The 19,599-nt window shown below is 57.6% G+C and carries 14 protein-coding genes and 1 pseudogene; 9 read left to right on the top strand and 6 right to left on the bottom strand.

Annotated elements, in window-relative coordinates; translation table 11 throughout:
• Window positions 1-186 precede the first annotated feature (186 nt).
• Entirely contained in the window at window positions 187-1,209 is a 1,023-nt protein-coding gene (locus ACO6BQ_RS07375) for a LacI family DNA-binding transcriptional regulator (protein ID WP_489120231.1), read from the bottom strand.
• Window positions 1,210-1,465: 256 nt separating this feature from the next.
• Between ACO6BQ_RS07375 and chvE the strand changes: the two genes are divergently transcribed.
• The 6 genes and pseudogenes from chvE (at window position 1,466) to ACO6BQ_RS07405 (ending at window position 8,149) form a co-directional block, all read left to right on the top strand.
• Entirely contained in the window at window positions 1,466-2,557 is a 1,092-nt protein-coding gene (gene chvE, locus ACO6BQ_RS07380) for a multiple monosaccharide ABC transporter substrate-binding protein (protein ID WP_489120232.1), read from the top strand.
• Between the two features lie 124 nt (window positions 2,558-2,681).
• Window positions 2,682-2,786, top strand: a pseudogene (locus tag ACO6BQ_RS07385) (secretion protein HlyD); the annotation flags it as partial.
• A gap of 17 nt (window positions 2,787-2,803) precedes the next feature.
• A complete protein-coding gene (gene mmsA / locus ACO6BQ_RS07390) occupies window positions 2,804-4,357 on the top strand; it encodes a multiple monosaccharide ABC transporter ATP-binding protein (protein WP_489120233.1) in 1,554 nt (517 codons plus the stop codon).
• Window positions 4,358-4,377: 20 nt separating this feature from the next.
• On the top strand, window positions 4,378-5,568 hold the full coding sequence (gene mmsB, locus ACO6BQ_RS07395) for a multiple monosaccharide ABC transporter permease (protein WP_489120234.1): 1,191 nt from the start codon (window positions 4,378-4,380) through the stop codon (window positions 5,566-5,568).
• A gap of 16 nt (window positions 5,569-5,584) precedes the next feature.
• Window positions 5,585-7,060 carry a xylulokinase gene (xylB, locus tag ACO6BQ_RS07400; RefSeq protein WP_489120235.1) on the top strand — a complete coding sequence of 492 codons (1,476 nt, stop codon included), beginning with the start codon at window positions 5,585-5,587 and terminating at the stop codon, window positions 7,058-7,060.
• A 63-nt stretch (window positions 7,061-7,123) separates the two neighbouring features.
• Window positions 7,124-8,149, top strand: a complete 1,026-nt coding sequence (locus ACO6BQ_RS07405; protein WP_489120236.1) for an AraC family transcriptional regulator — start codon at window positions 7,124-7,126, stop codon at window positions 8,147-8,149.
• Here the strand turns inward: ACO6BQ_RS07405 and xylA are convergent.
• A complete protein-coding gene (gene xylA / locus ACO6BQ_RS07410; protein WP_489120237.1) occupies window positions 8,105-9,433 on the bottom strand; it encodes a xylose isomerase in 1,329 nt (442 codons plus the stop codon). The two genes, ACO6BQ_RS07405 and xylA, sit on opposite strands and share 45 nt — an antisense overlap.
• 253 nt (window positions 9,434-9,686) lie before the next feature.
• On the opposite strand from xylA, the gene hcp reads away from it, so the two are divergent.
• Window positions 9,687-11,348 (top strand): hydroxylamine reductase, encoded by a 1,662-nt coding sequence (gene hcp, locus ACO6BQ_RS07415; RefSeq protein ID WP_489120238.1) that lies wholly within the window; start codon window positions 9,687-9,689, stop codon window positions 11,346-11,348.
• A 120-nt stretch (window positions 11,349-11,468) separates the two neighbouring features.
• Here the strand turns inward: hcp and ACO6BQ_RS07420 are convergent, their stop codons facing one another.
• The 4 genes from ACO6BQ_RS07420 to ACO6BQ_RS07435 form a co-directional block, all read right to left on the bottom strand.
• Window positions 11,469-13,103 carry a dipeptide ABC transporter ATP-binding protein gene (locus ACO6BQ_RS07420; RefSeq protein WP_489120239.1) on the bottom strand — a complete coding sequence of 545 codons (1,635 nt, stop codon included), beginning with the start codon at window positions 13,101-13,103 and terminating at the stop codon, window positions 11,469-11,471.
• A 24-nt stretch (window positions 13,104-13,127) separates the two neighbouring features.
• Entirely contained in the window at window positions 13,128-14,651 is a 1,524-nt protein-coding gene (locus tag ACO6BQ_RS07425; protein WP_489120240.1) for an ABC transporter substrate-binding protein, read from the bottom strand.
• Between the two features lie 241 nt (window positions 14,652-14,892).
• Window positions 14,893-15,726 carry an ABC transporter permease gene (locus ACO6BQ_RS07430; protein WP_489120241.1) on the bottom strand — a complete coding sequence of 278 codons (834 nt, stop codon included), beginning with the start codon at window positions 15,724-15,726 and terminating at the stop codon, window positions 14,893-14,895.
• Entirely contained in the window at window positions 15,727-16,659 is a 933-nt protein-coding gene (locus ACO6BQ_RS07435) for an ABC transporter permease (RefSeq protein ID WP_489120242.1), read from the bottom strand.
• A gap of 243 nt (window positions 16,660-16,902) precedes the next feature.
• Here ACO6BQ_RS07435 and serA point away from each other — a divergent pair, with 243 nt between their 5' ends.
• Window positions 16,903-18,498: a phosphoglycerate dehydrogenase gene (serA, locus tag ACO6BQ_RS07440; protein ID WP_489120243.1), complete on the top strand. Its 1,596-nt coding sequence runs from the start codon at window positions 16,903-16,905 to the stop codon at window positions 18,496-18,498.
• A gap of 172 nt (window positions 18,499-18,670) precedes the next feature.
• Entirely contained in the window at window positions 18,671-19,543 is an 873-nt protein-coding gene (htpX, locus tag ACO6BQ_RS07445) for a zinc metalloprotease HtpX (protein ID WP_489120244.1), read from the top strand.
• The last annotated feature ends 56 nt before the right edge of the window (window positions 19,544-19,599 follow it).

Raw genomic sequence — 19,599 nt, forward strand, 5'->3', positions numbered from 1 at the left:
TGTCTGCATCGGGAGATAGGCTGTCCGCTGCCTGTCATCCTGTGTACAGGATACTAAGCAGTGTCCATTTTCTACCCCCTCTGTGTCCAGTTTTAGTTTACCACTTCACAGCGATTCCTATACACATATCTTGAAAAAGCCCTTTCCTTTGCGGCAAGCCTACAAAGGAAAGGGTTTTTCGTGTATTTACAGATTCTCAAGAATCCGTATTTCATTCTGCATGATATATTCATTGCGTGTGGGCGGGATACCGCTGATAATGCGGTCGTAGGCGAGCTGCATGGCGACCTGTCCCTGACGGCGCGGATGCTGATAGATGGCGGCGTTGATGATCCCCCGCTGCATGGCGCGCTGGATGGCGGGGATGATGTCGAAGGTGACAACGGTGATGTCGTCAGCGCGTTTTCGTTTGACAAGTGCTTGGCAGACGCCGTGTGCACCGCCGGAGGTAGCGATAAAGAAGGCGTTCATCGTGGGATGCGCGTCGATCATTTGAAGGGTTTCCTCGTAGGCATGGATGTCATCGTCGGAGTCCTTCATGACGGCGACAATGCTGCAGTCCGCCTCCACGGCGAGACGGCTGCGGAAACCCTCGACGCGCTGATGGTGTCCGAGCATCCGCTCACCGCTGTAGCTGATGCCTGCGTGGATAGGCCCCGTGCAGATCTTGCGCAAAAGCACCGCCGCCGTGCGACCACCTGCCGTGTAATCGCTGCCAACGTAGACATGAGGCTCTTTTGAGGCGAAGTCGTTGTTGAGCGATATGACAAAGATACCGTCGTGAATGGCGTTTTCGATGGTGGCGATCACCTCGGAATCGCTGATGGGGTTGATGATGATCGCCTCAGCACCTTCTGCGCGCAGGGCGGCGATGGCAGCACACTGCTCGGCGACACTGTAGCCCGTGAGCAGATGCCAGCGCACCTGCAGTCCGAAGCGCTCATAGTATGCCGCCGCCTTGCGCAGTGCCTCGATGATGGGGGCAAAGAATTGGATCTCGCTCGCGGAGATGATGACGCCCGCGATGGGGCTCTGCTTCTGTGAGACGAGGGCGCGCGCCGCAGGATTCGGCTGGTAGCCGAACTCTGCCATGGTTTTCAGAATGAGCACCCGCTTCTCCTCCTTGACCTTGCCCCGCCCATTGATGACGCGGTCAACTGTTCCGCGCGACACGCCGCAGAGCTCCGCGATCTGTTTGATGGTAATCATGATACACACCCCTTACATACACTCATTATACCGATTCTCCATCTTTTTTCAAATATTTTGCGCAAACTCGAGAAATTCACACTTGACAAATCTGTAGTGCACTGTTATTCTATAAATGTGCTCGAGCACATTTATAGAATCATAAGATATAATGATATATCTTGTTGGTTTGAGAGAAGAAAATTGTTCGAGCACATACGGCGGGGAATTTCCCTGTGAAGATGAGTAGGGCTTTTTGTCAGGAGGTTGATGAAGGATGAGATTCAAGAAACTCCTCGTCGCGGGTCTGGCTGTCATGACGGCGGCATTCTTTGCCGGCTGCGGCGGCTCGGACAAGGCAGCGTCGGGTGACACGAAGGGCGTCAAGGTGGGCGTCTCGATGCCGACGAAGTCACTGCAGCGCTGGAATCAGGACGGCGCAAACATGGAGAAGAAGCTCCGTGAGAAGGGCTATGATGTCGATCTGCAGTTTGCGGAGAACAAGGTAGAGACGCAGGTCTCGCAGATCGAGAATATGATTACGAAGGGCTGCAAGGTGCTGGTCGTCGGCTCGATCGACGGCAGTGCACTCTCATCCGTACTGAACGAGGCAAAGAGCGCGGGTGTCGAGGTCATCGCCTATGACCGGCTCATCATGAACACGGACGCGGTCAGCTACTACGCGACGTTTGACAACTATCTCGTCGGTAAGATCCAGGGACAGTATATTGCTGATCGTCTTGGGCTTGCCGAGGGCAAGGGACCCTTCAATATTGAGATTTCGACAGGTCCGATGGACGACAACAATGTGAACTTCTTCTTCGGCGGTGCAATGGATGTGCTGAAGCCCTACATCGACAAGGGACAGCTTGTCGTCCGCTCGGGACAGATGACGCGCGAGCAGTGTGCAACGCCGAACTGGGATGAGGCAAAGGCACAGGAGCGCATGGACAACATCCTGACGACGTACTACACAGGTGCAAAGCTGGATGCGGTGCTCTGCTCGAACGACTCCGTTTCGCTTGGCGTGCAGTCAGCGCTGAAATCCGCAGGATACAATACGGCGGATCGCCCGATGCCCGTCATCACTGGACAGGATGCGAATCTGCCGAACGTGAAGGCAATCGTCGCGGGCGAGCAGTCGATGTCCGTGTTCAAGGACACGCGTGCGCTTGCGGATCAGGTCGTGAAGATGGTGGATGCAATCCTTGCGAAGCAGCAGCCCGAAGTCAACAATACGAAGGACTACAACAACGGCGTGAAGGTTGTGCCCTCGTACCTGCTCGAGCCGAAGTTCGTGGACAAGTCCAACTACAAGCAGCTGCTCATCGACTCCGGTTACTACACTGAGGCGGAACTGCAGAAGTAAAAAATATATTGTGATGCTGCCCTCTGCCGTGCTGCGGAATGATTTCCAAGCCTGCAGAGGGCGTTTTAGGAATCGCTGATAAAATAGACCATCAGATTGGCGTAGATTTTTTCGTCCGAACTAGGAGGTAAACCGGACGCATAGCAGAGGCTATGTGGAGGATTTGCAGGCGTTGTGTGGGCAAAAAAGATGCGCTAAGATGGCGCGACTGAATTTATCAGTGCTTCCTTTACTAGGAGGGATGACATGGCGGACATCCTGCTCGAAATGCAGAATATCGAAAAGGTCTTTCCCGGTGGTGTGCGCGCACTCGACAAGGTGGATATCGTCGTGCGCGCGGGGGAGATCCACGCACTGGTCGGTGAGAACGGCGCGGGCAAATCCACGCTCATGAATGTCCTGAGCGGCGTATACCCTTACGGGACTTATGGCGGGAAGATCCTCTATGACGGGGAGGAGTGCAAATTTCATAATATCCGCGAAAGTGAGCGGGTCGGCATCGTTATCATTCATCAGGAACTGGCACTCATTCCCTATCTCTCGGTCATGGAGAATATCTTCCTCGGTAATGAACAGGCAAGCCGCGGCGTCATTGACTGGGAGGAGGTGCACCGCCGCGCGGTCGATCTCATGGCGCGCGTTGGACTGGACGATCTGCCGGAAATGCCCGTGAACAAGATGGGCGTCGGCAAGCAGCAGCTTGTGGAGATTGCAAAGGCACTTGCAAAGGATGTGCGCCTCCTCATCCTCGACGAGCCGACGGCAGCACTGAACGACGACGACAGTGAGAAGCTGCTCGATCTCATCCTCGATCTCAGAGAGCGTCTTGGCATGACGGCGATTATCATCTCACACAAGCTGAACGAGGTCACGCGCGTGGCGGACAAGATCACGGTGATCCGCGACGGGCGCACAATCGAGACGCTCGAAAAGAATGTGGATGAGATCACGGAGGAGAGTATCATCCAAGGGATGGTTGGGCGTGCGATTACCGACCGCTATCCTGCGCGCGAAAATCAGAAGAACGGCGAGGTCTGCCTCGAGGTACGGGACTGGTGTGTGGAGTCGCCCTATATCGCAGGTCGTCAGGTGGTCGATCACGTGAATCTGCGCCTGCGGCGCGGCGAGGTGGTCGGCATCGCGGGACTGATGGGCGCGGGACGTACGGAGCTGGCGATGAGCATTTTTGGCAAATCCTACGGACGCAATATCAAAGGGACGATCCTCAAGGATGGCAAAGAGATACAGGTAAACAGCGTGGGTGAGGCGATTGCAAATGGCATTGCCTACGTCACGGAAGATCGCAAGGGGCAGGGGCTGATCCTCGGGCAGAGCATCCGCGAGAACATCAGTCTGCCGACGCTGGGGCGGCTCTCCTCGCGCGGGGTAATCCGTGCGGAGGAGGAGATCGGCGTTGCCGAGGAGTATCTGAAGAAACTGCGCATCAAGGCGCCCGGCATCTATCAGGCGACACGCAACCTATCGGGCGGCAATCAGCAGAAGGTCATGCTCGCGCGTTGGCTGTACGCCGATCCCGACGTACTCATCCTCGACGAGCCGACGCGCGGCATTGATGTGGGCGCAAAGTACGAGATTTACTGCGTCATCAACGAGCTGGCGGCGGCGGGGAAATGCGTCCTCGTCATTTCCTCGGAGCTGCCGGAGGTGCTCGGCATCAGCGACCGCATCTACGTCATGAACGAGGGGCGCTTCGTAGGGGAACTCCCTGCAGAGGAGGCGTCACAGGAAAGCATCATGCGCTTTATCATGCAGAGCAACACGCGCCGCAAGGCAGGTTGAAGGGCGGAGGAGGAAATAACGTGAGTGAGAAAAAAGAGACTGCTGCGGTCAGTCTGAACGCTGCTTCTATCTGGCAGACCGCTGTACACAAATACGCCATGTTCATCGCGCTGATTGCAATCGCCCTGTTCTTTCAGTGGTGTACGGACGGCGTCCTGCTCGCGCCGATGAACATCTCGAAGCTCATCATGCAGAACAGCTACATCCTCATCCTCGCAATCGGCATGCTGCCCTGCATCCTGACGGGGGACATCGATCTCTCGGTCGGCTCGGTGGTCGCCGTGATCGGTGCGGTGGCGGCGACAATGATCGTCTCCATGGGCATGAGCGTGCCTGTGACGATTATTTCCTGCATTGCGCTCGGCCTTTTGATCGGGGCGTGGCAGGGGTTCTGGATTGCGTTCATACGCGTGCCCGCCTTCATCGTCACCCTTGCAGGCATGTTGCTCTTTCGCGGCGCGACAATGATTATTTTGGACGGCAATACACTCTCGCCGTTCCCCGAGAGCTATCAATTCGTCGCACAGCGGTTTCTCGCGGATATTCCCGTCATCGGTGCGATCCCGATGAGCACGATGCTCGTCGGGATCATCATTGCCGCCATTGGCATCTACCTCGTGGCGAACGGGCGGTATCAGCGCATCCGTCACGGCATCCCGGCGGACAGCATGGCGCTCTTTGCATCAAAATGTGCCGCCATCGTCCTCGTCAGCCTCATCTCCTGCTACTGGCTCGATCAGTTCAAGGGGTTGCCCGTCATCCTCATCCTGCTCGGCTTCCTCGTCGCCCTCTGCTCGTTCATCTGCAACCGCACGGTCTTCGGCCGGCACATCTACGCGGTTGGCGGCAACGAGCGCGCGGCGCAGCTCTCCGGCATCAAGACGCGCTGGGTGCGCTTCCTCGTCTTTGTCAACATGGGGCTGATGGCGGCGATTGCGGGGCTGGTCTTCTCGGCGCGCCTCAATGCGGCGGCGCCGTCGGCGGGCATGATGTTCGAGCTGGACGCGATTGCCGCGTGCTACATCGGCGGCGCATCCGCCTCGGGCGGCGTCGGTACGATCATCGGGGCCGTGGTCGGCGGTCTCGTCATGGGCGTGCTGAACAATGGCATGTCCATCATGGGTGTCGGCATCGACTGGCAGCAGGCGATCAAGGGCATGGTGCTCCTCGCCGCAGTTGCGTTCGATATCTACAACCAGTCGACGAAATAAGAGGGGAGGGGCTGCAATGCTTTATATCGGCATTGACCTCGGGACATCCGCGTGCAAATTCCTGCTGATGGATGAAACCGGCGACATCAAGAACATCGTCTCACGTGACTACCCCCTTTCCTTTCCCAAGCCGGGGTGGAGCGAGCAGGATCCCGCCGCATGGGTGCGGGCGGTGGAGGAGGGGATTCCCGCCCTGCTCGATGGATTTGATGCAGCGCAGGTCGCGGGTATCGGCGCGGGTGGACAGATGCACGGACTCGTCGTGCTCGACGCCGAGGATCACGTGATCCGCGCCGCCATCCTCTGGAACGATGGGCGGACGGCGGCTGAGGTGGACTACCTCAACGAGACGATCGGGCGGGAGCGTCTGAGTGCTGCAACGGCAAATATTGCCTTTGCGGGATTCACCGCGCCAAAGCTCCTCTGGATGAAAAAGCATGAGCCGGAACTGTTCGCGCGCATCGCAAAGATCATGCTGCCAAAGGACTATATCAACTATGTGCTCACGGGTGTGCACGCGACGGAGCCATCGGATGCGGCGGGGACGCTGCTCTACGATGTGGAGCATGGCTGCTGGTCGGAGGAGATGCTACGGATTGTCGGTGTGACGGAGGGGCAGATGCCCCATCTCTTTACGTCCTATGCGCCCATCGGGACGCTTCTGCCGGAGGTCGCCGCGCGGCTCGGGCTGCCCGCAGAAACTGTCGTTGCAGCAGGGGCGGGGGACAACGCCGCCGCCGCCGTCGGGACGGGCACAGTGGGCGAGGGCGCGTGCAACATCTCCATCGGTACGTCGGGGACGATCTTCATCACGAGCGAGAAGTTCGGCGTAGACCCGCACAATGCGCTCCACGCCTTTGCTCATGCGGACGGGAACTATCATCTGATGGGAGTCATGCTGAGCGCCGCCTCCTGTAATCAGTGGCTCATGGACAAGGTACTCGGCGCAGAGGACTATGTGGCGGAGCAGGAGGGGATCGCGGAGGAGCGTCTCGGACGCAATCCCGTATTCTTCCTGCCCTATCTCATGGGGGAGCGCAGCCCGATCAACGATACGGATGCACGCGCGGCATTCATTGGGATGTCGCTCGATACGGAGCGGCGCGACATCGTGCAGGCACTCTTTGAGGGCGTGGCGTTCGGCATGCGGGACAGTCTCGAGGTCGCGCGTCAGCTCGGCATACGGATCGAGCGGAGCAAGATCTGCGGCGGCGGAGCGAAGTCACCGCTCTGGCGTAAGATCTTTGCGAACGTGATGAATGTGAAGCTGGATATCCTCGCCTCGGAGCAGGGACCCGGCATGGGCGGCGCAATGCTCGCGATGGTTGCGCACGGTGTCTATCCGAGCGTTGCGGATGCTGCCGCCGCGCTCGTGCGCGTGGTGGAGACGGTGGAGCCGGAGTCGGCGCTTGCGGCGCGCTATGAGGAGCGCTATCAAAAGTATCGCTTGCTCTATCCTGCGCTGAAGGCTGTATTTCCAAAACTGCACTGAGAATATATGAAGATGGCGGGAGTCCCATCGGGGATTCCCGCCATCTTTGGAAGGGGAAGAACAATGTCCGGTACACATGCTTTTTCCTATGAGCAGCTGCGCGATCTGAATGTATTCCTCGTGCGCATGGAGGAGCGGACGATGCACCTCCATCACGATATGGAGATCGGGATCGTGCTCGAGGGGACGGCACTCATCGAGGTGGGCGGCGTGCAGCAGCGCCTCTGGCGCGGCGAGCTCTATCTCGTCAACCCCATGGAGCCGCATCGCTTCCTCTCGGGCGGCTGCGGAGACGGTCTGCTCCTGATTGCACAGATTTCACCGCAGCTTGTTGCACGCATCTTTCCGGAGGCGATGAATCTGCGCTATGGGGGAGGGGCATCACTACGCTCCGCATTTCCTCAGAGCTCGCCGCAGTATCAGCGCCTGGCAGAGGTTCTGATGGAGCTGGGGGCGGCGTTCTTTGCGCGCGGTACGGGCTATGAGTTCCGATGCCTCGGCTGCATCGGCGAACTCTACGCCCTGCTGCACACGCATCTGTCCGTCACCGTTCTGCGCTGTGAGGATGATCTGCCGCAGCGTGAGCGCGCCGATCGACTGCTCTCCATCATCGAATACATTGAGGCCAACTATCAACGTAAGCTCCTGCTTGGAGAAATTGCGCGGCGGGAGCATCTCTCGCTGACCTATCTGTCGCATTTCTTCAAGGATATGCTGGGGCTGTCCTTTCAAGAGTATCTGCGCGAGCGGCGCTTCGAGCACGCCTGTCACCTTGTGGAGACAACCGATCAGCGCATCCTCGAGATCAGCCTTGCGTGCGGGTTCTCGGATGTGCGCTATCTGACGAAGCTCTTTGATACGCATTTTGGATGCACGCCGACGGAATATCGTCAAAAAAAACGGGTCTCTCGACGAACGAGACCCGTTTCCCTTGGCTGTATTCAGTCTTTTTTCTCGTCCGAGGACAGTGTGCGCCTCCTCGCTTTCCATCGCTCCCGCCGCAGTGAGAGGGTACAGCGTGAGCGATGGAGGGCATTCGGGTTGTCAGCAGCCAGCGGAGAAGAGTACGTTGTTCACAACACCTTCTAAGTATTCCTGTCTGCCCGAACCCGGATCGGCAGGAGCTTTCATTGCAGCCGCGTGCGCGGCGCAGGACTCGAGCGTCGCCGTGCCCTCGCGAATCTCTTTGCCGATACCTGTCTCGTAGCTGGCATAACGCTCCTTGACGAAGCTGTCGATGCGTCCGTCCTCGATGAGTACTGCCGCCTTGATGAGACCGAGTGCAAACGTATCCATACCAACAATGAATCCTTCGAACATATCCTCGACCGTGTTGCTCGGACGACGGTTCTTCGCGTCGAAATTGAGTCCGCCGCGCAAGCCGCCGGCTTTGAGGATCTCGTACATCGCCATTGTTGTATCGTAGACGTTCGACGGGAACTGATCCGTATCCCAGCCGAGGAGCAGATCACCCTGATTTGCATCGACCGAGCCCATCATGTCGTTGACCGCCGAGACGCGCAGCTCATGCTGGAACGTGTGCCCCGCGAGCGTTGCGTGGTTCGCCTCGATGTTCATGCGGAAATCCTTGTCGAGGCCGTACTTGCGCAGGAAGCCAATCGCGGTCGCCGCATCGAAGTCATACTGATGCTTCATCGGCTCTTTCGGTTTCGGTTCAATGTAGAAGTCGCCCGTGAAGCCGATCTTGCGCCCGTAGTCGCGCGCCATGCGGAAGAGTTGTGCCACGTTGTCCTGCTCCAGCTTCATATCCGTGTTGAGCAGCGTCTCATAGCCCTCGCGCCCCCCCCAGAACACATAGCCCTGTGCACCGAGCTTGACGGCGAGCTCAATGCCCTTTTTCGCCTGTGCTGCGGCAAAGCAGAAGACATCGGCGGAGTTGCTGCTGCCTGCGCCGTTCATGAAGCGCGGATTGCTGAACATATTCGCCGTCGTCCAGAGTGCCTTGATGCCCGTTCCCTTCGTCTTTTCGAGGAGGTAGTCCGTCACCTCGTCGAGGCGGCGATTTGTCTCATTGATATCCGTCGGATCCTCGGGCACCATATCCGCATCGTGGAAGCAGTAGTATTTGATGCCGAGCTTCTGCATGAACTCAATGCCGGCATCTACTTTCGCTTTCGCATGTTCGATCGTACCTGGTTTCGCGTGGAAGCACTTGTCTGCTGTCCCTGCACCAAACATGTCTACGCCCGTCGCGCAGAGGTTGTGCCACCATGCCATCGCAAAGCGCAGATGCTCCTCCATCGGTTTTCCAAGAATTACGCGCTTTGCATCATAATACTTGAATGCCAGCTTGTTCTTGCTGTCTGTGCCCTCAAATGGAATCTGAGGGATGTTTGGAAAAATCTCACCCATGACCCTGCTCCTTTTCTGCTACGATACAATCCGTTGCCGCATATTGCAGCCTATGATGATATGATAGTTTGGAAATGCAGATTTTTCCTGCATAAATCGGTCAAAAAAAACGATTAGTTTGCTGCTGTTGTAAGAAGTTGAGAATTTCTATTGATTATTGACTGGTAACATATGTTACGTCTATGGAGAGACTCCTTTGCTATAATCAACACAACAAATGTGTATTGTATATGACAGCAAAGGAGAGTTTCTCATGGATGCTAAAATGTTTTGTTATCAGTGTCAGGAGACTGCGGGCGGCAAGGGCTGCACGGTGCAGGGGGTCTGCGGCAAGAAGCCGGATGTCGCGGAGATGCAGGATCTGCTTGTCTATGTGACGAAGGGGCTCGGTGCTGTGACGACGGCACTGCGCGCAGAGGGCAAGAAGGTTGCGATCGAGGTCAACCACCGCGTGACGATGAATCTCTTCATTACGATCACGAATGCGAACTTCGACCGTGAGGCGATCATCGACGTAATCGAGGAGACACTTGCGCTGAAGTCGGATCTGCTCGCGCAGCTTGCCGATGCATCGAAGCTGCCCGAGGCGGCACATTGGACGGCTCCGCGTGCGGACTATGAGGCAAAGGCAAAGACGGTCGGCGTGCTTGCGACGGAGAACGAGGATGTCCGCAGTCTGCGCGAGCTGACGATGTACGGCCTGAAGGGGCTGTCCGCCTACGTTGAGCATGCGAATGCACTCGGCCACGAGAACGAGGAGATCGATGCGTTCATGCAGCGTGCGCTTGCGCAGCTTCTCGACGATACGATGGACGGCGACGCGCTGACGGCACTTGTGCTTGAGACAGGCAAGTGGGGCGTGGACGGTATGGCTCTGCTCGATGGCGCGAACACAAGCACATACGGACATCCCGAGATCTCGAAGGTGAAGCTCGGTGTCGGAAACCGCCCTGGTATTCTCATCTCGGGGCATGACCTCAAGGATCTCGAGCGACTCTTGGAGCAGACGAAGGACACGGGGGTCGATGTCTATACGCACGGCGAGATGATTCCCGCGCATTACTACCCCGCATTTAAGAAGTACGACAATCTCGTCGGCAACTACGGCAACGCATGGTGGCTGCAGAAAGAGGAGTTCGAGAAGTTTAACGGCGCGATCCTCATGACGACGAACTGTGTCGTTCCGCCGAAGGACAGCTATAAGGATCGTCTCTTCACAACGGCTGCGGTTGGCGTGCCGGGCTGCACGCACATTCCTCTCGTGAACGGAGAGAAGGACTTTACGCCCGTCATTGAGTGTGCGAAGAAGTGTGCGCCTCCGACGGAGTTGGAGACGGGCGAGATCGTCGGCGGCTTCGCGCATGAGCAGGTCTTTGCCGTCGCGGACAAAGTTGTCGAGGCGGTCAAGAGCGGTGCGATCAAGAAGTTCGTCGTTATGGCAGGCTGTGACGGCCGCATGAAGTCGCGTGAGTACTACGGTGAGTTCGCCGAGGCTCTGCCGCACGACACGGTCATTCTCACGGCGGGCTGCGCGAAGTACAAGTACATCAAGAAGGATCTCGGCGACATCGGCGGTATCCCGCGCGTGCTCGATGCGGGGCAGTGCAACGACTCCTATTCGCTTGCACTCATCGCGCTGAAGCTCAAAGAAGTATTCGGTCTGGATGATGTGAACAAGCTCCCGATTGCGTATAACATCGCGTGGTACGAGCAGAAGGCGGTGATTGTTCTCCTCGCACTGCTCCACCTCGGCGTGAAGAACATCCACCTCGGTCCCACACTTCCCGCATTCCTCTCTCCGAATGTCGCAAAGGTACTCGTCGAGACTTTCGGCATCGGCGGCATCACGAATGTTGAGGACGATATGGCAATGTTTGGCATTGAGGTGAATGTGCCCGAAGCCGCTGCTGTGTAAGAAAAATAGAATGATATAAACGAGGGGGCTCGCACGAAATAATATTCGTGCGAGCCCCCTCGTTATGCTTTGTATAATGGGGTAAGGAATCGCTGATAAAGCTGAATTTATCAGTGCTTCCTATAATGCCGCCCGCAGGAGATTTCGCGTGTAGTCCTCGCTTGGTTCTCTGAGGACGCGGCTGGTCTCGCCCTGCTCGACGATGCGTCCATTCTGCATGATGAGGACGCGGTCGGCGATGGAGCTGACGAGCGGCAGATCGTGTGAGATGAAGAGGAGACTCATGCTGTGTTCCTGCTGCAGATGCAGGAGGAGGGAGATGATCTTTGCCTGTACGGACACGTCGAGTGCCGAGGTTGCCTCGTCGCAGATGAGGATTTCGGGATGAACTGCCATCGCCCGCGCAATCGCCGCTCTCTGGCACTCGCCGCCGCTCATCTCGTGCGGATAGCGGTCTGCGTAGGCGGCGGGCAGTCCCACCTCTGTGAGGAGTTCGGCAACGCGCCGCTTGGTATCGCGTTCATCAGGTGTACACAGGCGGCAGATGGTCTCACCGATCATCGCGCCGATACTGCGGCGCGGATTGAACGAACCCACTGCGTCTTGAAAGACCATCTGCATACGGGTGTAAAGAGAACGCCGCTCCTTTCCTCGGGCGCGGGTGATGTCCCTGCCGTCGAGGAGGATGCTGCCGCCCGTTGCCGTATGCAGCCCCGTGAGTAGTTTTGCAATGGTAGATTTGCCGCTGCCGCTCTCGCCGACAATGCCGAGAAGCTCGCGCCGCGCAAGGGAAAAGGAGATGCCGTCGATTGCTTGTACGCGTCCTCCTGCATCATCAAAGTGCATGGAGACGTTGTCAAAGCGCAGGAGAGGAGATGAACGTCCATCACTGCTTACGCAGTCTGCCTCTCCCGTAAGAGTGGGGGAGGCAACGGCATCCTCTGCATGATCTCTGTGGTCGCAGTCCGTATGTGTCGTGGCGGACATCTTCGGTACGGCTGCAAGGAGTTCCTGTGTATAGGGATGCTGCGGGTTTCCGAGCACCTCATTCACGCTGCCCTGCTCGACGATCTTCCCTTTGCACATGACGGCGACGCGGTCAGCGATGTGCCGCACGACGCCGATGTTGTGCGTGATGAGGAGGATTGCCGTCCCCGTGCGCTCCTTGAGCGCACGCAGCTCGTCGAGGACTTGCAGCTGGATCGTCGCATCGAGTGCCGAGGTCGGCTCATCGGCGAGGAGGAGCTGCGGGCGCAGGATGACCGCGAGTGCGATGGCGGCGCGCTGTGCCATGCCGCCCGACAGCTCGAACGGATAGGTTGCGAGGATACGACGCACATCGGAAAATCCCATGCCGCCGAATACTTCTGCCGCGCGTGCGTAGATTTCCTCACGCGACAGATCGGTGTGTGCACGCATCGTCTCAACGAGCTGCGTGCCAATCTGCCGCGTAGGGTTCAGCGATGCACCTGCATACTGAAACACCATTGCGATCTCCTCGCCGCGTAGTCTGCGCCGTTCTCCCTCGGAGAGTACGGCGAGGTTCTTCGTGTCAAAGGAGACCGTACCCGCGTGAATCTCGGTGGAGAGTCCTCGGATCTGCGCGATTGCCTTGAGCAGAGTGGATTTGCCGCTGCCGCTCTCGCCGACAATGCCAAGCACCTCGCCCGTGTGAAGGCTGATGCTGATGTCCTCAATGACGGTGGTGCCGCCGTATCCCGCAGTCAAATGGTCAATTCGTAAGAGTTCCTGCATGACGCTGCTCCGCTGTGTGTGCGCTCACTTCTTATCCAGATCCTTTGTTACATGATAGTAGTCACTCGGCGTGGAGAGGAAACCCGTGACCTTCTTCGAGATACCGACCTGCATATTGTTGAACCCGATGAAGTCCATCGCCGCATCGTCGATGACCTGCTGCTGAATGCGGTTGGCAAGTTCAATGCGCTTCGCGGGATCAAACGTGTTCGGCAAATCCGCAAGTGCCTGTTCGACCACGGGGTTCGTGTAGTGTCCAAAGTTGGCGACACCCTTTGCGCTCAGCACGTCACGCAGGAATGCATACGGGTCGCCCGTTGGCATGGTGATGACGGAGTAAAGACCGCTCTCGTATTCGCCCGCCTTGTAGTAATTCGATTTCTCATGTGAAACGATGTTGACGTTAATGCCAATTTTCTTGAGCTGTGCCTGCATCTCCGTCGTGATGTTCTCGTTGAAGAGACGTTTGTAGACGCCCATCTCGACGGTCAGCGGCTGTCCGTTCTTTTCGACAATGCCGTCGCCGTTCGTGTCCGTATATCCTGCCGCCGCGAGCACCTGCTTTGCCTTTTCGGGATCGTAGGAGCGTGCCTTGAGTGCGGGATCGCCATAGGGCGTGGAGGCGAGGAACGCACTGTTCGACGCTGTCATTGCGCCCTTGAGGTACTGGTCGCCGATGGTCTTTTTGTCGACACCGTACATGATCGCCTGACGAACCGCAGGATCGGTGAGCTTATCGAGGTTCATGTAGAGTTGATAGGTGCGCGTCTGCGGTGTCTTGACAACCGTAAACTTGTCATTCGCCGCAATCGTCTCTGCCGTCTCGGGGCTGAGATCCAGTGCTACGTCAATCTCATCGCCCTGCAGTGCCATTGCAAGCGTGTTGAAGTCTGCGATCTTCGTATACTCGACCTCGTCGACCTTCACGTCACCGCCCCAATACTTCGGGTTCTTCGTCATGACGGCGTGCTTGTCCGCCTCAAAGCTGCTCATAACAAAGGGACCCGTGCAGATGGGCGCATTCTCAAAGTCCTTCGTGCCTGCAACATCGACGATGACAGCGTACGGGTCGCAGAGATCGTTGACGAGGGTCGCATACGGCGCTTTCGTACGGATCGTGAGGACATTTCCCTCTGCCGTGTACTCTGCATCCTTCAGCCATGCGGCGCGGTCATTCGTCTCCGCCGTGCGTTTGAGCGAGGCGATGACCTTGTCCGCCGTCATCTTCTCGCCGTTCGAGAAGGTGACATTGTCCTTCAGTGTGATGCGCCAGACCGTCGGCTCGACATTCTCCGCCTTTTCGGCGAGCCACGGCTGCGGCTTCATACTGTCGTCGAGACGGAAGAGTGTTTCGCCGACACCGTAGCGCACAGTGTACCAGCCGAGCCACTCCTTCGCGGGATCCATCGAGCTCGTCACGGCGACTGTGCCGCCGACGCGCACGATTTTCTTGCTGTCTGCCGCCTGATCCGAGCCGCCGCAGCCGCTCATCGTGAGCGGAACGGCGAGCAGGAGCGCGGCGCAGAGACGTTTCAGTGTTTTGTTCATGGGAATCCTCCTGAAAAAATATTTATCAGAGATGCTGTATGCGCTGTGTAAGCCTCACGCGAACGCTTAGTTACGCAAGTGATCGTGTACTTATTCGCCTAAATACCTGCGGACTTCTTAAACGCGCTTCGCTTGAACGAAAGAAATCCGCAGGGGGCGAAACGCACTCTTTACTCACTTGCTTCACTAGGGTTCGCTTTGAGGCATTACACAGCATCCATACAGATAATCTGTCTGTACGTTACACTCGTTTTTCCCGCATCTTGGGATCGAGCAGGTCACGCAGCTGATCGCCAAACATATTGAACACCATCATGACGGCGACCATCACCGCGCTCGGTGCGAGTGCTGCCCACGGTGCCTGTTGGAGATACTTCTGCCCCTCGCTGATCATCGCGCCCCACTCCGCTGCGGGGATTTGAACCCCAATGCCGAGGTAGGACAGCCCCGCTAGCCCCATCATCATAGAGCTGACATGAAGCACAGCGGTGACGACGAGCGGCCCCGCGATGTTCGGCAGGATGTGTCCAAAGAGGATTCGCACATCGCTGCACCCTGAGAGGCGTGCCGCCTGTATGTATGTCTCCTCCTTTGCCGCGACCGCTGCGCTCCGCGCAATACGCGCGTACTGTGTCCATGTCGTAAGGATGAGTGCGAGTACGGCGTTCACAAGTCCGCCGCCGAGCACACCCGCAACCGCAATGGCAAGGACAATGTCCGGAAATGCCTGAAAGATGTCGGTTACGCGCATCAGCATTGCATCCATCCGCCCCCGGTAGTAGCCCGCGAGCAGTCCGATGAGACTGCCGAGCGAGCCGGCGACGAGAATGATGAAGAGCGCGGCAAAGATGCTCGTCTTTCCACCCGCGAGAATGCGCGAGAGGATGTCCCTGCCGTAGTTGTCCGTGCCGAGGAGATGCTCTGCAGACGGTGCCTTTAGGATCAGCTGCGGATCGGTCACATACGGGTCATAGGGGGCAAGCTGCGCGGAGAAGAGGCTTACGATGAGGATAAGTGCCGCGAGGAGCGCGAATGTGCGAAAGAGGAACGGCGTTTGCAGAAAGAAGTTCATCATTTAGAGATCCTTGATTTTCGGATTGAAATAACGATAGGAGAGGTCGGCGATGAGATTTACAAGGAAGAATGCGAGTGCCATCCAGACGACAACCGCCTGAATGACGGGATAGTCGCGATTCCCGATTGCCCCCATGATGAGGCTGCCGATGCCAGGCCAGTTAAAGATGGTCTCAATAATCACCGTGCCGCCGAGGAGCGAACCGATGGAGATGCCCGTGAGCGTGATGACAATGACCATGATATTCTTCAGGACATTGCGGGCGAGGATCACGCGCTCCGTGATGCCGCGTGCGCGCAGCCCGATCACATAGTCCTTTGCCAGTTCGTCGAGTGCCGCTGCACGAATCTGACGGATGTAGCGTGAGGACATGACGAGTCCAAGCGTCAGCGCGGGCAGGATCATGCCGATCGGCTTCGTCGTTGCGAGTACGGGAATCCATCCGAGCCGATAGGAAAAGATAAACATGAGGACAATCCCGATGATAAAGCCGGGCGTTGCATTCAGGACGAATGTGAGAAAGCGAACGACATAGTCCATGCGGCTGTTGCGGCACGCGGCGATGGCGATGCCGAGCGGCAGGGAGATGAGGAGTGTGAGCCCCATCGCCGTACCCGCCATACGGAGTGTGTAGGGGAGTGCCTTCCAAAATGTTGCAGCGACAGGCAGATCGGTGATGTAGGATTTGCCCATATCGCCTTGGAGGAAATGGATGAGCCAGTGTCCGTATTGCACGAGAAAGGGCTGATCGAGACCCATCTCCGTACGCATCCGCTCCACGAGCTGCGGATCGGCGGCGATGCCGCCCGCCGAGAGCCGGATGCCGACGGGATCGCCGGGGGCGATGTAGATGAGTCCGAAGGAAAGCAGGGTGATGCCGAAAAAGACGGGGATGAATTGCAGACACCGCCCGAGGATGGTCTTGTACGTCATAGATGCTCCATTATATTGTAGGTTTTTGAGGTGGTCTATTGTTTTTTATCATTTATCTGTCAGACAATGATTCTTAGTATATCGCCCATGGAAGAAGATTGTCAACCGAAGCGTAAAGATATGAATATACGTGAATTTATCGGCGTTTTTCAAACATTTGACACACGTCGCCCCTTTTGTCTATAATGAAGCTTACACTGTGCAAATAGACTGCGGTGCTGTGCCGCATGGGAGGGCTTACGGATGAAGATTTTGGCTGCGGATGGGATTTCGCCCGAGGGGATCGGGCTGCTGGCGGAGTATGAGGTCGATGTGCGAGACAAGATTTCGCATGAGGAACTCGTGGAGATCATCGGTGACTACGATGCGCTCATGGTGCGCTCCGCGTCGAAGGTGTCGGCGGATGTGCTCGCGCGCGCCGATAAACTCAAGATCATCGGACGCGCAGGTGTCGGCGTGGACAACATCGACGTAAAGGCGGCGACGGAGCGCGGTATCATTGTCATCAACTCGCCGGGCGGCAATACAATCGCCGCGACGGAGCACACGATGGCGATGATGCTCTCGCTCGCACGCAAGATCCCTGCGGCGGATGCGACGATGCACGCGGGGGCGTGGGATCGCAAATCGTTCGTCGGTGTGGAGCTGCGCGGCAAGACGCTCGGCGTGATCGGCATGGGGCGCATCGGCAGCGGTGTTGCAAAGCGTGCGCTCGCCTTTGATATGAACATCATTGCGTATGACCCGTACATCAATGAGGAGCGTGCAAAGGCACTCGGCGTGACCGTCGGAACGCTCGACGACATCTTTGCAGCGGCGGACTTTATCACGGTACATATGCCGCTGACGAAGGAGACGCGCGGCATGATCTCGATGCCTGAGCTGCGTAAGATGAAGAAGGGCGTGCGCCTCGTCAACTGCGCGCGCGGCGGCATTATCAACGAAAGTGATTTGGCGGCGGCGGTCAAGGATGGGATCGTCGCGGGGGCGGCAATCGATGTGTTCGAGAGCGAGCCGCTCGCGGAGGATCATCCGCTGCGCGGCGTTCCGGGCATCGTGCTCACGCCGCATCTCGGCGCGTCCACGGTGGAGGCACAGATCGGTGTGTCTGTCGATGTCGCGGAGGGCATTCGTGCGGCTCTGCGCGGCGAACCCGTGACGGCGGCGGTCAACATGGCTCCTGTTTCGAAGGAAGTCATGCGCGTCATTCGCCCCTACATCACACTCGCGGAGCAGCTCGGCTGCACCGTTTGCTCGCTCGCCGAAGGGCCCATCTCTCATGTGGAGGTTGTCTACAACGGTGAGATCACGGAGGTCAACACGAGCTTTCTCACGACGGCACTCCTCAAGGGGATGCTCAATCCCATCCTTGAGAGCGAGATCAACTACGTCAATGCGCCGAGTGTTGCGAAGTCGCGCGGCATCAAGGTGACGGAGATCAAGGAAAAGGAAACGTCGCACTATTCGACGCTCATCACCGTGCGTGTCACGACAGCGGCGGGCACAGCAGAAGCGGGTACGGCAGAGGTACAGGGCACGCTCTTCGGTACGGAGGGGCGCATCGTACGGATCAACGGCTTCCGTGTGGACATCGACCCGCACGAACGTCTCCTCATCTGTCCGCATATCAACCGTCCCGGTGTCATCGGCACGGTCGGCTCGATCATGGGCGAGGCGGGCATCAATATCTCGTCGATGCAGGTCGGCAAGTCGAAGCGCGAGGGCATGAGCATCATGGCACTCACGATCGACCATGACATCCCCGATGATACGCTTGCGCGTGTGCTTGCGATCGACGGCATCTTCGACGCAAAATTTGTCAACTTTGAGACAATATAACACGAGATCCCTGTGCCAGCTCCACGCGATCACTTGTGTAACGAGTCGTTCGCGTGGGGCTCACATCATGTTTGCAGAGATTGTTGAAAATATTTCATCCTTTTTCCATAATTGTTTTGTATGATATAGTCAAAAGGACAAAGAGTATATCGAACGAAGGAGATATTTGCCTATGAACTCAATCAAGACCACAATGCTCATGGCACTTCTGATGGCTCTCATGGTTGCCCTCGGCGGCGCGTTCGCGGGTCACACGGGCATGACTGTCATGCTTGTCATCGCGCTCGGCATGAACTTTTTCTCATACTGGTTCTCCGACCGCATGGTGCTCAGCATGTATAACGCGCAGGAGGTCGACCGATCGAGTGCGCCGGAGCTTTACGGACTGGTGGAGAAACTCGCGGGACGTGCGGAGCTGCCCATGCCGCGTGTCTACATCATCAACGAGGATGCGCCGAATGCATTTGCTACGGGGCGCAACCCGTCGAATGCGGCAGTTGCCGTCACGACGGGACTGATGCGTGCGCTCGACTACAATGAAATCTCGGGCGTGCTCGGACATGAGCTCGCGCACGTCAAGCACCGTGACATCCTCATCTCGACCATCGCGGCGACGATGGCGACGGTCATCTCCTATGCCGCGAGCATTGCCCAGTGGGCGGCGATCTTCGGCAGTGGACGTTCGAGCGATGACGACAATGGCGGCGGCATCATCGGGCTCATCGCAACGGCGATCATCGCGCCGATTGCGGCGGCACTCATCCAGATGGCGATCTCGCGCTCGCGTGAGTACAGTGCGGATGAGGGCGGCGCAGAGATCTGCGGCAACCCGAACTACCTCGCCGCAGCACTCGAGAAGATCGAGTACTACGCCGTTCACGGCGCACCGCTGCCCGAGGCGACCCCCGCGACCGCGCACATGTGCATCATCAACCCGCTGACGGGACGTGACATCTCGTTCAAGAGCCTGTTCTCGACCCATCCCGATACGCAGGAGCGCATTGCGCGTCTGCGCGAGCAGGCGCAGCGCATGAACATCCGCTAAATATAGGAAGCACTGATAAATTCAGCACCATCATCTTGACGCATCTTTTTTGCCCG

The sequence above is a fragment of the Centipeda sp. (in: firmicutes) genome (genome assembly GCF_057271695.1).